General features: G+C 55.4%; 11 protein-coding genes and 1 pseudogene. 9 read left to right on the top strand and 3 right to left on the bottom strand.

Features of this window, described 5'->3' with window-relative positions; genetic code table 11:
- Positions 1 to 62: 62 nt before the first annotated feature.
- The 5 genes from L6439_RS14995 (at position 63) to L6439_RS14975 (ending at position 4,795) form a co-directional block, all read left to right on the top strand.
- Complete coding sequence (locus L6439_RS14995) at positions 63 to 1,226, top strand: alpha-hydroxy-acid oxidizing protein (RefSeq protein ID WP_213468351.1); 1,164 nt, start codon at positions 63 to 65, stop codon at positions 1,224 to 1,226.
- Positions 1,227 to 1,271: 45 nt separating this feature from the next.
- Complete coding sequence (locus L6439_RS14990) at positions 1,272 to 1,862, top strand: DUF421 domain-containing protein (protein ID WP_213468352.1); 591 nt, start codon at positions 1,272 to 1,274, stop codon at positions 1,860 to 1,862.
- 345 nt (positions 1,863 to 2,207) lie between these two features.
- On the top strand, positions 2,208 to 2,894 hold the full coding sequence (locus tag L6439_RS14985; protein ID WP_237096484.1) for an SRPBCC family protein: 687 nt from the start codon (positions 2,208 to 2,210) through the stop codon (positions 2,892 to 2,894).
- A gap of 445 nt (positions 2,895 to 3,339) precedes the next feature.
- Entirely contained in the window at positions 3,340 to 3,957 is a 618-nt protein-coding gene (locus tag L6439_RS14980) for an NUDIX domain-containing protein (RefSeq protein WP_213468353.1), read from the top strand.
- Between the two features lie 397 nt (positions 3,958 to 4,354).
- Positions 4,355 to 4,795 (top strand): hypothetical protein, encoded by a 441-nt coding sequence (locus L6439_RS14975; RefSeq protein ID WP_213468354.1) that lies wholly within the window; start codon positions 4,355 to 4,357, stop codon positions 4,793 to 4,795.
- Positions 4,796 to 4,856: 61 nt separating this feature from the next.
- On the opposite strand, the gene L6439_RS14970 is transcribed toward L6439_RS14975, so the two are convergent.
- The 3 genes from L6439_RS14970 to L6439_RS14960 form a co-directional block, all read right to left on the bottom strand.
- Positions 4,857 to 5,333, bottom strand: a complete 477-nt coding sequence (locus L6439_RS14970; protein ID WP_213468442.1) for a double zinc ribbon domain-containing protein — start codon at positions 5,331 to 5,333, stop codon at positions 4,857 to 4,859.
- 249 nt (positions 5,334 to 5,582) lie between these two features.
- A complete protein-coding gene (locus L6439_RS14965) occupies positions 5,583 to 8,675 on the bottom strand; it encodes an efflux RND transporter permease subunit (protein WP_168180054.1) in 3,093 nt (1,030 codons plus the stop codon).
- Position 8,676: 1 nt separating this feature from the next.
- Positions 8,677 to 9,717 carry an efflux RND transporter periplasmic adaptor subunit gene (locus tag L6439_RS14960; RefSeq protein ID WP_168180055.1) on the bottom strand — a complete coding sequence of 347 codons (1,041 nt, stop codon included), beginning with the start codon at positions 9,715 to 9,717 and terminating at the stop codon, positions 8,677 to 8,679.
- Positions 9,718 to 9,931: 214 nt separating this feature from the next.
- On the opposite strand from L6439_RS14960, the pseudogene L6439_RS14955 reads away from it, so the two are divergent.
- The 4 genes and pseudogenes from L6439_RS14955 to L6439_RS14940 form a co-directional block, all read left to right on the top strand.
- A pseudogene (locus L6439_RS14955) lies at positions 9,932 to 10,697 on the top strand (alpha-L-fucosidase); the annotation flags it as partial.
- A 178-nt stretch (positions 10,698 to 10,875) separates the two neighbouring features.
- The gene (locus L6439_RS14950) at positions 10,876 to 12,837 is read left to right on the top strand and encodes an ATP-dependent DNA helicase (protein WP_213468443.1); all 1,962 of its coding nucleotides are present in this window, start codon (positions 10,876 to 10,878) and stop codon (positions 12,835 to 12,837) included.
- Positions 12,838 to 13,031: 194 nt separating this feature from the next.
- On the top strand, positions 13,032 to 14,075 hold the full coding sequence (locus tag L6439_RS14945; protein WP_213468444.1) for a YkvI family membrane protein: 1,044 nt from the start codon (positions 13,032 to 13,034) through the stop codon (positions 14,073 to 14,075).
- A gap of 173 nt (positions 14,076 to 14,248) precedes the next feature.
- The gene (locus tag L6439_RS14940) at positions 14,249 to 14,815 is read left to right on the top strand and encodes a TetR/AcrR family transcriptional regulator (RefSeq protein ID WP_168180057.1); all 567 of its coding nucleotides are present in this window, start codon (positions 14,249 to 14,251) and stop codon (positions 14,813 to 14,815) included.
- Positions 14,816 to 14,834: the final 19 nt, after the last annotated feature.

The following is a 14,834-nucleotide window of genomic DNA, read 5'->3' as shown; positions in this document are numbered from 1 at the left end:
AATGGGGAAATTTATGACGGGGACAATGGGGCATGTCATTTCAGGCTGGAGGTATCTGTATCTTGACGTTCGATAGTGAAAAACTGCAAATGAAAATCTATGAGAGCGGAGACGGGGCGGCAAAGCTGCTGCCGGTCTCTTTCGATGAGTGGGAGAGCAAGGCGAAAAGTCTGTTGGCCGCGGCTCCGTTCGGCTATGTTCATGGGGCGGCCGGAGCGGGAGACACGAACCGCAGCAATGTCGAGGCCTTCCAGAAATATCGCATCCGGCCGAGGGTATGCTGCGACATTACGAAGCGGGATATGTCCATCTCCCTGTTCGGCGCCAAGCTCCCGTTCCCCGTTCTGTTCGCGCCGATCGGGGTAAATACGATTCTGCATCCGGAGGGCGAACTGGCTCCTGCCCGTGCGGCTGCCAAGCTGGGGATTCCTTATATACTCAGCAACGTGTCCAGTATCCCGATGGAGACCGTAGCCGAAGCGATGGGGAACCATGTCCGGTGGTTCCAGCTCTATCCTCCCAAAAATCATGAGCTCACCCGGAGCTTCCTTGAACGTGCCGAAGCGGCCGGATACTCCGCTATCGTCGTAACGGTGGACTCGACGCTGCTTGGATGGAGGGAGACGGATCTGCGCAATGCGTATCTTCCGTTTTTGTCCGGACAAGGCATGGGCAATTATTTTACGGATCCCGTGTTCTGCTCAATGTTGAAGGAGCCGCCGGATCAAGATAAGGAAGCGGCTGTTAAGCTTGCGCTGGATGAAGGCAACAACACCTGCTTTACATGGAAGGAATTGGACTTCATTCGCCAACAAACGCGTTTGCCCGTTCTAATCAAAGGGATTACGCATCCGGATGACGCCGTCATGGCTCTGGAGCATGGCGTTGATGGCATCATCGTCTCGAACCACGGCGGCAGGCAGCTGGATGGCGCGGTCGCCACGCTGGATTCGCTGCCCGCGATCGGCGAAGCGGTTCAAGGCAAGGTGCCGGTGCTGCTGGATAGCGGGATCCGAAGGGGAGCCGATATTCTGAAAGCTATCGCTCTGGGAGCGGATGCCGTGCTCATCGGCCGCCCCTATGCCTATGCCCTGGCTGTCGCGGGGGAGACCGGCGTGCGGGAGGTCATGGAGCATCTTGTTGCAGAGACCGAGCTGCAGCTGGCGATATCCGGAAAGAGTTCCATCCGGGAGGTTGATGCTTCCCTCGTCGTGCAAGTGAAATAAGCAGGAGATTGGCACTATTACATCGCGTACAGGCGGGAGGATCACATGCAATTACATTTCACCGTGGAAGCATTGCTTGTCTTGTTCACCGGGTTCGTATTGCTTCGAATTCTTGGAAAAAAAACAGTAGGGGAAATGACGGGGCTCGAGATCATAACGCTGTTGGCGATGGCTTCCATGATCGGGCATGCCGTGAAGGGCCACGGTTTATGGAGAACGATCATTACGCTGTGCGTCTTTGTCTCTCTGCTGCTGGTCGTCCAATATCTTGCGCTCCGGTTCAATTGGGTCGAGAAATGGTTCATGGGGAAAGCGACTCTGATTATTAAAGATGGGCAGATTGTCACGGAAAATTTAAAGAAGCTGCGCTTATCGGTCGATCAACTGGAGGCCAAGCTGAGAGCGACGGGTATCGCTTCTATCAGTGACGTCAAGTACGCTACTCTTGAAAGTTCGGGCCATATGGGGTATGAATTAATGCGGCATGCCAAGCCGGTCACGATCGGAGAGATGGAAAAAATGCTCGCTCAGCTTGAAGGGAAGCCGCGCAAGCAGAAGCAGCAGCCAAAGGAGAATCTGTTCACCGAAGTCGTGGAACAGGAGCATCGCGAGCCCGTTCGGCCCGAGCTGGATTGACATCATGAGCTTTCCCGCGCTCTGGGCCGTCAGGCCGGCCGGGACAAGGCCCATGGCGGCGGCGCGTGGAATGTGCTAAAATGAAACCGATTACAGTGGTTTTCATATATTTGGTTAGAGGAGAACGTCACGGCGGAAAAAACCGGGGCGTTCTTCTTGTCCTGTCCGGGAATCTATTCATCTAGGAGACGGTTCGCTGTCTCTGGGGCGTTGCGCCGAATCGGGAGTGACGACAAAGAAGCAGATTCGCTTGTCCCTTGACGCATCCGAAGCGTATCCGGCAGAAATAATTCCGTTGCCGCGCAAGGCGCATCCAAGGCGCAGCATGGAAAGGAAGAGTCGATAATGTCATACGACATTGAACAAAAATTCGTCATCGCGACGGCATCCAGCGCGCTGGGCTTGATCAGAAAGGGAGGGGTAGTGATGGTCGGTTCCCAATGCAGAGAAGCGATAGCAGCCAATACCGGCCGAGCCTGGGAAGAGTGGATTCAGCAGTTGGATCGGGGAGTGGATCCGGCCTGGTCCCATGAGCGCATTGTCCGGCACATTGCCGCCGGATATGACATAACGCCGGAATGGAGCGATATGCTCGCCTTGTTGTATGAACAGAAGCTGGGCCGGGTCCCTGTCGGCCAGACGGCTTCGGCGGGGGTTCAGATTGGAGTGCGGCGGACGATGCCCGTCGCGGAGGATAAGGTATGGACCTTCCTGCTGTCCTCCGAAGGGCTGCCCTTGTGGCTCGGCACGATGCCGTCCCTGCCCCTCGAAATCCGCCATGAGTATATGACGGAGGAAGGCACCCGCAGCCAGATTCGCTCCGTCATTCCGCGGCAGAAGCTGCGCTTGACCTGGCAGCCGCAGGGATGGGAGCATCCGTCCACGCTGCAAATCTACGTTCTCTCGAAGACCGCCGGCAAGACGACGGTCTCCGTGCACCAGGAGAAGCTGGAGGACATCTATATGAGGGAAGTGATGAGACGCCGCTGGGAAGAGGCGTTGGACCGTATTCCGTCGCGTCTTATCGGATGAGAAGCCGATGAGTCCGGCGTATTGCGCGGTGCACTTCTCGGGATCTGTGCGGGCCCAGATGAACTCGTTCATCGTATGAACCTTGGAGGATGAACGGCCGGTCAGGGGACAGGTCCGGTTCCGGCACAACAAGGCTTTCCGGTACGGCAACAGATGCGGTACGGCGACGGATTGAGGTATGGCACGGACTGAGGTACGGTGGCGGATTGCGGTATGGCGACGGATTGAGGTAAGGCGAGGCGATGGAACGGACGCCTGCCGGCTGCTGGCCGAGAGCTTGAGAGGCCTCAGAGGTTTAAGCCCAAAATGCCCCCTCATGTTATACGCGATGCGTGCCTGCATACGATAATGGGCGAAGCATGCAATATGATAGCGATGCATCACGGAAGACAGCCTGCGGCACGAGCGATCCCGGGCTGGCTTGTAATCTCGGGGAGGGTGGAACATGGGAGAGATCCGCAATGCGGTGCGGGCGTTGATCGTCGTTGATGAGCGGATATTATTTATCAAGAAAGAGTTGCCGGATGCGGGGGTCTATTATGTGCTGCCGGGCGGAGCCCAGGAACCGAACGAGACGCTGGAGGAGACGCTGCGGCGCGAATGCGAGGAAGAGTTGGGAGCGGCCCTGGCGGCCCACCGGCTGCTCTGTGTGCGGGAGTATATTTCGGGGAACCATGAATATTCGCATATCACGAAGAAGGTCCATGCGGTCGAGTTCATCTATGACTGCCGGCTCCGGAGCAGGGGGACGTTCCCGGAGGAGCGCATGGCGACGAAGCCCAGATCGGGATCGAATGGCTGCCGGTCAGCGATGTCATCGCCACCGTGGAGCACAGCTACTTCTCGAAGCGGCATCGGAAATATGTATTCCCGCAAGCCCTGCATGATTTTTTGGGCGAGTATTTCGCGGCCAATCCGCTGGAGCCTGTGGCCAGTACCGTGTTTCGAGAGCACGGCTGACAACGATAGAAGAAGAGGCTGTCCCATAGGCAGCGCCCAAAGATTAGGGGCAGACGGGACAACAACGAACATAGCGGCCGGAAAAGGAGCGGAAGATGGGTGAGGGAGTGAAATCCTGCGTTAATGCAGGATTTTAGACTATTTAAGCCGCTGTTTGATGAGATTCCTGCAGTTTTCAGGCTGTTGGAAAACCCCTGTTTTTTGTGAAGGGGTGGAGAAGGTCCATTTTCCTCATCCCAACTTTGGCTCTTAGAGCGTTTTAAATCGATTTTTTTCTACCGGGAGAAGAGATCCACATCACAGGTGAAAAGTCCCATAGACTACTCAATGGCCTGATTTTACGGGATCCAAGCGACCGCGTCGGATGCTGGGGGCATCATCGCCTTCAGGAAGCACTATCGGCCTGCTGGAAGCATTATCGGCCTGCTGGAAGCATCGTTGCCTCCTGGGGCTTGGACGTGCGGAGGAAATTGCTGCTATTTTACAGGAATTTCGGCTTAATGAGTCCCCATCCCGAGGAATTGCTGCAAATCTACATTATTTTAGGCCCTTTTGCTTCAAACCGAAGCGAAACGGGGGAAATTCCTGTAATTTTGCAGGATTCCCTTTCTGGAATCGTCGTCCATATCGAATTGCTGTATTTCTGCAGGATTTCGCTTACCGAATCGGCGTCCCTGGAAAAATCGTGGAGTTTGCGGATTTCGCCTGCCGGATGGGCGTGTCTAGGGAAATGGTTCAGCTTTCAGGGTGGTAGAAATATCCATTTTCCTACTCAAAACTTCTTTCTCAACAGCCTGACAAGTGCAGCTTTTCCGCCGATTATTGCTTTCTATCTAGTGCACGGGCTGAAATTGATGCGGTTTTGCAGGAATTTGTGTAGCGGAGTAAACGTAATAAGGAAAAACTGCATTATTGCAGCTTTTCGGCAAGTTGAGCGTTGAGAATCAGGGGGCTGTCTCCCTGCAGCTCACTACTGCTTATGGTGCAGCCCCTGCCGCCTCGCTATTTCGACGGCTCGCCGCACAGAACGCAGCGCTCCGCTTCATCGTTCAGCAGCGCTCCGCACTGCGGGCAATTAACGGCGATCGGAGGATCGTCCCGTCTGGGGCGGGAAGCCGGAATAACCTCGTCCGGCTCCAGCGGCACCGCCTGCCCGCAGTGGTTGCAGAATCTGGATTCCTGCGCGATGACGGCCCCGCAGCCGCATAGTTTCTCGCCCTTGGCCTTGTACAGCTGCTTCTCCAAGGCGGCGAGGTCTCCCTCCAGCCGCTGGATAGTTTGCGAGAGGCTCTCGATGCGCGGCATCTGCTCCGTCAACTCCTGCTTGACATACGCTTCGTGCACCAGTTCGCCGAGCAGGGCGAACTGAGTTGTTTTTTCTTTCTTTTTCCCCGCAATCTGCGCGCTGATCCGCGTAATCTCCACGGTCTGCTGCGCCTTATCCTTCACTTGATTGAGGCCAAGCTTCATTTTATCCATAAAACTCAACGCCACTACCCCCAGTCGGTTATCGTCCAGCTCTTCTCGTTGAACCGATCTATCGGCTCTCCTGCGCGAATGAGGCTATCCCGGAATAAATCCCACGGCACGCGATGAACATCCTGCCGCTTCTATAATATAATGCGGAATCGGCTCTGATGTATAGGCTCGCTGCAAAAAGCCTCCGTCCTGCCGAGCGGCGGAACGGAGGCTGTCTGTCTTGTGTCTTGGCTAACTTGTTAATTCTCGTTATACGGCTGCTTCATGCGCGGCTTCTGTCTTGTTCTTTCTCGTGAACAGGCGCTTGATCCAATTCGAGAAATCATCCAAGTACGTATACATGACCGGCACCAGCAGCAGGGTAAAGATGGTCGAGCAGCAGAGGCCGAAGATGACAACGATGGCCAGCGGCGCCTGCATCTCCGCGCCTTCCCCGATGCCCAGCGCGAGTGGTATCAAGCCGAGCACTGTAGTCAATGTCGTCATGAATATCGGACGCAGCCGGCTCGGGGCTCCCTGCATAATCGCCTCATGCCGATCCAGCCCGTATCTGCGCTGGATGTTGATATAATCGACGAGAATGATCGCGTTGTTCACGACAACCCCGGCCAGCATAATGACTCCGATTAAGGCCGTCACGCTGAGCGGCGTCCCGGTAATGAACAGACCGAAAAGGACTCCGACGAACATGGTCGGCATCGAGAACATAATAATGAACGGATACAGCAGCGATTCGAACTGCACCGCCATGACGACGTAGACGAGGAAGATGGAGAAGACGAGCGCGATTGCCAGATCGGCGAATGAATTCATCATTTCTTCGGTCTCGCCGCCCATCGAGTAGGTGTATCCTTCCGGGAAGTTCATCTTCTGCAGCGCTTGTTCGATCTCGACCGATACGCTGCCCAAGTCTCTTCCGGCCAGATCGGCCGTTACGTTGATCTGCCGCTGCTGATTCTCCCGTTGAATCATAACCGGCCCCTGCAGCTGCTGGAATTGGGCGACGGCGGACAACGGCACTAACTGGCCCGTCTGCGATTGAATCGTCAGCGCATTCAAGGCGGAGATGCTGTCCCGTTCCGCTTCCGGCAGGATGACGCGCACGTCATATTCATTGCCGCCTTCGCGGTACTGGGTCGCAAGCTGACCGTTCATCGCCAGCGAGATCTCGTTCATGATCTGCTGATAGGACAAGCCGTAGGTTGCGGCCAGGCTGCGGTCGATCGAGATGTTCAGCTCCGCATTGCCCTCGGCCGCCGAAGAATCCGCATTATAGACCCCTTGTATATCGGAAATGAGCCAGACGACCTGTGCGGCGACCTCTTCCAGCACGTCCTGTTCCTGCCCATTCAGCTTGATCTGAATCGGCGAGCCCGCGCCGAGGCCGGATTCCATGGCGGAGACGGTAATCTCCGCTCCAGGGATATCGCTTACCGCATCCGTCAGCTCCTGCATCATCGCCTTCGTCGTCATATCGCGTTCGGTCGCCCGGATGAGCTGGATTGTGAAGGTAGCCGAATTGGCGCCGCCCCCGAATGGGCCGCCTCCGCCAATCGACTCCGAGGCGGTCTCGATGATGCTCTCATACGGCTTCAACAGGGCCGCCACATCGTCAGCCACCTTCTTCGTCTCCTCCAGACTCGTGCCGCTTGGCGTCTGAACGCTGATCTGAATCTGCCCCTGATCGCCGCCCGGCATGAATTCCATGCCGATGAACGGAGCAAGGAAGAAGCTGCCCACGAGCAGAAGGATCGTAGCGAACACCGTCGTCTTGCGGTGTCCCAGCGCCCACTTCAGAATGCGCTTGTATCCGGAGACGAACGAGCCGAAGAAGCGGAGATACCAGCCCTTCTTCTCGGATTGCACGATTTTCTTCTGCGACACGATTTTGGAGGACAGCGTCGGAATCAGCGTAATCGCCACGACGAGCGAAGCGATCAGCGAGAAGCAGACCGTCAGTGCAAGCGGGCGGAAAATATCCGCGGTCAAGCCCTGCACGAATACAATCGGCAGAAATACGACCAATGTCGTCGTCGTCGATGCGATAACGGCCGAGGCCAACTCGGAGGCGCCCTTGATCGCGGCGTCCTTCATCGACATCCCTTTCTGCCGGTAGGTGAAGATGTTCTCCAGGATGACGATCGAGTTGTCGACCATCATGCCGATGCCAAGGGCGAGTCCGCCCATGGAGATGATGTTCAGCGTCTGGCCTGTAAAATACATCAGCGTGAACGTCGAGATAATCGCGATCGGCATCGACAGCGCGATGACGAACGTGGAGCGGATGCTGCGCAGGAACAGAATCAGGATGAACACGGCCAGGAATCCGCCGCTCAACATATTGCTGACTACGCTGTCGATCGACTGCCGGATAAATATCGACGTGTCGGAGACCTTCTTGAGCTCGATGCCGTGCGGCAGATTCGCCTGAAGCCGGCTGACCGCCTTGTCGACGTTGTCGGCGACGGCGACGGTGTTGGCGTCCGACTGGCGCTGCACCGACAGGACGAGCGCAGGCGCTCCATCCACCAGCGTAAGCGAGCTCTGCTTCTTGAAGGTATCGTTAATATCGGCGATATCGCTGACTTGAATCTGTCCGCCGCCAGGCAGGTGAATCAGCGTCCGGCCGATATCTTCGACGGATGTATATTCTCCCTTGACCCGAATGTGCAGTTCCTGCACGCCCTTCGGCACCGAGCCGGCAACGGCGGATTTGTTCTCGGCATTAATCGCCTGGACGACCTGCGACGCCCCGATGCCGTAGCGCGCGAGATTCGCCCGGTTCAGCTCGACGAGAATCTCCCGCGTCTTGCCGCCGGCGACGGATACCGACGCGACGCCATTCTCCCGTTCCAGGAACGGAATGATATTCGTGTCCGCGATCTCCTGCAGCTTCTCCGGAGAAGCGCCCGTCAGCCCCAGGGTGATGATGGGCATCTGATTCGGGTCGAAGCGGAGCACGGACGGATCATTGGCATCCTCGGGAAGCATTCCTTTGATCTGATCGACCTTCTCCCTGACGTCGATCAAGGCATTGTCCATGTTGGTACCGGTCTTGAACTGCAGCATGACGAGCGAGGAGTTCGCCTCCGACTGCGAGGACACGGTATCAATTCCCTGGATCGTGCTTAAGGAAGCTTCGATCGGCCTGGATATGAGCTTCTCGATCTCTTCGGGCGCCGCTCCTTGATAGGAGGTCGCGACGACGGCGATCGGAAGGTCGATTTTGGGGAACAGGTCGATCGCGAGGTTGCGAAGACTGACCAGACCGAGCGCGATAATCGCAAGCACGACCATCATGACGCCGATCGGACGCTTAACGGAGACGTCAATAATTTTCACGTTAGCGCGCCCCCTCGATGAGTTTCACTTTATTGCCGTCGGATAAGGTCATTTGTCCCTTGATGACGATTTGATCGTTCGCCTGGAGATTGCCTTTCACCGCCGTCATTTTGGATTGGGATTCCAGCACTTCCACGGCTTCTTCGACGGCTCGTCCATTTTTAACGACAAACACATACGATGCGCCGTTCTTCTCCACGATCGCTTCCGTAGGAACGAGGAGGGCATCCTTCAACACTTCCTGCTCGACGATGAACTTCGCTGTCATGCCGGGCTTGATCTCGCCCTTCGCATTGTCCGCTTGCGTCTCGAGCGCGTAGAATCCGCCTTCATTGGCGACGGGGGACAGATACGTGATCCGGGCAGTGAAGGTTTTGCCCACATCCGGCACTTCGACCTTCGTCTCTTTCCGGTTCTGCAGCAACAGCATCTGATTCGCGCTGACATTGGCCGAGAACGTCACCGGATTGGTGGAAACGATCGTGAACAGCGGGGAGGTTGAGGTGACGAATTCTCCCGCTTCCGCCGCCACGCGAATAACCTGTCCGCTCATCGGGGCTTTCAAGGTCGCATCCGCCACCCTGTTGCTGGCCTGCTTGACGCGCAACTGAGCCTGTTCAATGCTGCGCTTCGCCTGATCCAGCTCAAGATCCGATGCTTGGGCGTTATGCAGTGTCTTGTACTGATCTTGCGCCTGCTCCAGGCTGAACTGCTCCAGCTTCAGCTGGACTTCTAGATCATCCGCGTCAATGATGCCGAGCGTCGCCCCCTTGGAGACGATGTCGCCCTTCTTGACATTCAAGCGTACCAGTTCGCCGTTCAGCTTCGGAATGATATCGACGGTTCTGCTCGGGTTGGCCGTCCCGATAATTTCATTGTGCTGGCTGAGAGAGCCTTTCTCTACAGCGGCCACCTGAACAGGGGTTTCCTTCTCCTGCTGAGCCCCTTGCGCGGGCTCTTCGGCCGGAGGACTGCTGCATCCCGCCAGCGCCGTTCCGAGCAATGCTGCGACGAGGCAGCCTGCAATCCATCGGTTTCTCACGTTTTGTTCCACTCCCTTGTACTAACGATGTGTCAATGACTACCTAACAATACGTGTGGATTTCATCACAGTTTCATAATGTTAACATGAAAATGAACCGTGGGTCACCTTGATTATTATACGATTTCTTGCATGTCTTTGCATCTGTTCTATGAGATAATAACGTTGGGTTTTTGCTAGAATGCCAAAGGGAGGACTTCGTGTGGTGCAAAATTGGTTCGGCGGGGATTGGGAACGAAGCGCCGAGCAGTGGAATCTGCCCGCGTTCAAGACGTATCTGAAATCGTTCAACCCTGAACTGATCGTCAACTTGCGGCTTCAAGGGCTGGCGACTACAAGACGCCGGAACAGGGACTTCCGATTACGCGGCCGGAAGGGCCGTGGGAATTCTGCACGACGATGAATCGTTCCTGGGGATATGTGCCGACAGACAATCATGATAAATCTTTGAATTAAATTATCCGCATGTTCTGCGACTGCATTACGATGGGCGGCAATATGCTGCTTGATATCGGGCCGAGAGAAGACGCACGATAGACAAGCGCCAGGAGGACATTTTGCTCGGATTGGGCGCATGGATCCGCACCCGTGAGGAAGCGGTGTACGGCACCGGCGAAGGTATCCATAGCCGCTATTACCTGGGCGGCAGCACGGTATCGAAGGACCGCAAGACATTGTATCTGTTCGTGTACGATAATCCGAAGGAGAGCGTATGCCTGAAGGGCTTATCGAACAAAATCAATAAAATAACGGTGCTTCATTCCGGCAAAGAGCTGACCCACGAGATTCACGGGGGCGTGCCGTGGTTCAACATACCGGGAACGGCCTGGATACAAATGAGGCCGGAGGATGCCCACGAGAACGTCACCGTGCTGAAGCTGGAGATCGACGGCGAGCTCGATATGTACGGCGGTTCCGGTGCGGTCGTCACGCGCAACGAAGCGCCGAGGCGGGAGTCCGCGCTGCTCTCGGCGCGTTGACTCGCGGCCAACATCGGCATTGATGGACGGGGCGAAAATCGATAAAATAAGGGATGATTCAATCACGGGAGGAGCTGGGTGCGAGGGAGAGCGCATGTCTTCGGAGATCGGGCATGCCGCGAACGCTCCATTCGGCTCCTCTTTTGAAGTCGTGAACAAGATGGAGGCTATACATACGTTGGAACGGTACCCCTTTGATTATGATCCCTCCCGCCCCTATATTCCGCAGGTAAGCGACTGGGTGGCGGACGTTTTTTATGACATCCTGCCGGAGGCCGGCTTTGAAGTGCGGGATGAGCAGATATACATGGCTTTTCAACTGGAGCGCGCTTATGCCGAGAAGCGGGCTATCCTTGCCGAGGCCGGAGTAGGGACGGGCAAGACGATGGCTTATTTGCTGTATGCGATCTGCTATGCCCGCTATATGCGGAAGCCTGCGGTCATCGCGTGCGCGGATGAGTCGCTCATCGAGCAGCTGGTGAAGCCGGAAGGCGATATCGCGAAGCTGTCGGCGCATCTGAAGCTGGACATCGATGCCAGACTCGGCAAATCGCCGGATCAATACCTCTGCCTGATGAAGCTGGATCAGGCCCGCTCGAAGTGGACGGACGAGGACGCGCCGCTCTATGATGCCATCTATGAAGGGCTGCCAAGCTTCGTCCGCCGCCCCGAATCCCGGCAAGCGTTCCATGCGTACGGGGGCCGGACCGAGTATCCCGAGCTGAACGATGCCCGGTGGGAGCGGATCAACTGGGATACGTTCCAGGATTGCTTCGTGTGCGAGAAGCGGCACCGCTGCGGGCAGACGCTGTCCCGGGAGCATTACCGCAAGGCTGCCGATCTGATTATTTGCTCGCATGATTATTATATGGAGCATCTGTGGACGGCGGAGAGCCGGAAGCGGGAAGGGCAATTGCCGCTGCTGCCGGACCATTGCGCGGTCGTCTTCGATGAAGGCCATCTGCTGGAGTCGGCGGCGCTGATGGCAGTCAGCTACAAGCTCAAGCATGATGTCTTCGAGGAGCTGCTGCTTCGCCTGTTGAACGGCGAGGTGCGGGAGAACCTGGCGCAGCTAATCGATCAGGCGATTGATCAGAGCGGATATCTGTTCCGTGCGCTGGCTGAGCGCAGTCAGGCTATCGCCGGCTCCGACCGCAGCCGGGTGATGCTCGACGAACCGCTGCTGCAGGAGCTGCGCCGCTTCCGGCGAATGATCGACGACATCGAGGAAGCGCTCGTATATGAGAGCGAGCTGTACACCCTGAACGCCTATGAGCTGCGGATCGTCGAAGAGCATCTCGACATGATTCAAAAGGCGCTCGCGCTGTTCGAACGGTTGGACAAGCCGATATGCTGGACGACCGAGCGCGGGGACGGGCTCGTCTTCTCTATTATGCCGAAGACGATCAAGGAGATCTTGGGGGAGCGGCTCTTCACGGCACGGATGCCGATCGTCTTTTCTTCGGCGACGCTGTCGGTGGACGGTTCCTTCAAGTACGTGGCGGACAGTCTCGGGATGGGAGACTACTTGTCGTTCTCCGTCCCGTCTTCCTATGATTATGAGAATGTGATGGAGGCGGCGGCGCCCCTTCCTTACGGTCAAGACAGCTTCGCGGCAAGGACCGGGATGGCGATCTCCATCCTGGAGCAGACCCGCGGCGGCGCGCTGATGCTGTTCCGGACGCGGGAGGAGCTGCAGCGCTTCAAGCAGGAGATGGAGACATCCGGCTATCCCGATGAATCCGGCACGCGCTTCCTGTATGAAGGCGATCAGGAGATCAGCCGCCTTATTGCCGCCTTCCAGGCGGATGCGGACAGCGTGCTCTGCGCCGTCAGCCTGTGGGAGGGTCTCGACGTGCCGGGGGAGGCGCTGACCAAGGTCATTATCTGGTCGCTGCCTTATCCGCCGGATGATCCCGTATTCCTGGCGAAGCGCGAGGCCGCGGCGGATCCGTTCGCCGAGGTTGACATGCCATATATGCTGCTTCGCCTGCGCCAAGGCATCGGACGGCTGATCCGCACGTCGTCTGATTATGGACGGGTCGCGATTCTGGACGGAGACGCATACCGAACCGAGGCGATCCGGGCCCAGATCCAAGCGGCGTTCCCCGCGGGGGTCGAACTGAAGGAGAAGCTCTAGACGGTTGAAGCGCATATGAACGAATGGAAGGCTCTTTTTCCCTGAAAGGGGGGAAAGAGCTTTTTATATATGGGAAAAGCAATACGGTGCTGCTTTGTGTTCATATCCGGTTAGATGTGGACATACCTCGAATATACCAGCATTTCAGACATAGAATAGATCGAATCGAGAAAACTTGTCTTGCGGGGGAGCCAATGAAAAAGAGAGTGAGCTTGATCTTAAAAATTGCCGCAACCTATATCGGAACCGTAGTCGGGGCCGGATTTGCTTCTGGCCAATCGATTATGCAATTTTTCACGGCGTATGGGGCATTCGGAGGAATAAGCATTGCCGTAACCACATTCCTGTTTATATGGCTTGGCACCAAAATGATGATTTTATCCCGCAGGATCCAGGCATTTTCCTATCAGGAATTTAACAATTTCCTGTTCGGCAATCTGTTCGGCAAAGTCGCGAACGCACTGACTTTCCTTATCTTATTTGGCGTTACCGCCGTTATGCTGTCCGGCACGGGTTCCCTTTTCGAGGAGCAGCTTGGGCTTCCTTACCAGATTGGCATTGTGGTCAGTGTTGCGCTGAGTTATCTGGTTATGAGCAAGGAACTGAACGGGATTTTAGCCGTAAACTCTCTTGTTGTGCCCATGATGCTTGTATTTATAGTGCTCATTGCCTTTCGAGCTATCGAGATGGACGGAATATGGGGGGTGACCGGATCGCACACACAGCTACGGGACAACCTGAAATGGATGCTGAGTCCGTTTATGTACGCCGCATTGAATCTTGCTTTTGCTCAAGCCGTTATGGTTCCGCTGGGACGAGAGGTAGAGGATGAAAGCGAAATAAAGTGGGGCGGCTTCTTGGGGGGAGTCGGACTCGGGATGATGCTGTTAATCAGCCATTTTGCGCTCAACTCCAGAATGCCGGAAATACTGCAGTTCCAACTTCCGATGGCCGAGATTATTCGAAGCTTGGGCCCATTCGTTCATGTGCTGTTCTTGTTGGTGATATATGGGGAAATTTTTACGACATTGATAGGCAATGTATTCGGGGTCACCAGACAGATTCAAAGTCTATATAAGCTTCCGAAAAGCGCTATCGTATTGGCTGTGCTTCTGGCTTGCTTTATTATCAGCCAAGCAGGTTTTACTTCCTTGCTCACGTACCTTTACCCGTTGTTCGGATACTTGGGAATCATCCTGCTCATCGTCTTGGCGGCAAAGCGGTTGCCTGAAAAATAAAACAGCCAGCAATAATCAGCAAGGCAACTGCACACATGTGCCGGTTTATCCCGACAGGTAATGCGTGAAGCGAGCTTTTCACAAAAATTTGAATTTTATGCCCTTGAAATATTGAAATTATTGGTATAAGATACTAAGGAATGAACGTTCATTCCGTAGGAAAGGTGAGTTTTGTGGCGACGACGAAGCGAGAAGATATTTTACAGGCAGCATTGCAATTATTTACTGACCGCGGCTTTGATGCGACTACCGTGCCGATGATAGCCGAGAGCGCCAATGTGGGAGCCGGTACCATTTACCGGTATTTCGAAAACAAGGAAGTCCTGCTGAATTCATTGTTTCAAGAATGCGCGGAGAGGTTTTTCCAGACGGTAACTCATGGTTTTCCCGCATCCGGAACCGTGCGGCAGCAATTTCATCACATTTTTGTGCAAACGATCCATTTTGCCAAAGGAAACAGAGAAGCGTTTTCGTTCATTGATTCCCACTTGAATCCCCGACTGCTGGACGAGAAAAGTCTGAAATCGTTTGAATCGGGCATGAATTTTATTCGTGACTTCTTGGTCCAAGGGCAGGAGCAAGGAATCATCTCCCCATTGCCGCCGAATGCCTTGATCTCTATTTTTTACGGCGCTCTCGTCAAACTGTTCGAAACGATCCGGGCGGAGGTATTGGAGGAAACGGACGAGCTTCTTGCCGGCGTGGAGGAATGTTGTTGGAATGCGATACGGGTCCATTGACTCGGTCGTTTTTCATACC

Origin of the sequence: Paenibacillus dendritiformis, from assembly GCF_021654795.1 — a bacterium.
GTDB lineage: Bacteria > Bacillota > Bacilli > Paenibacillales > Paenibacillaceae > Paenibacillus_B.
This window is presented reverse-complemented; position numbering and strand designations above follow the sequence as displayed.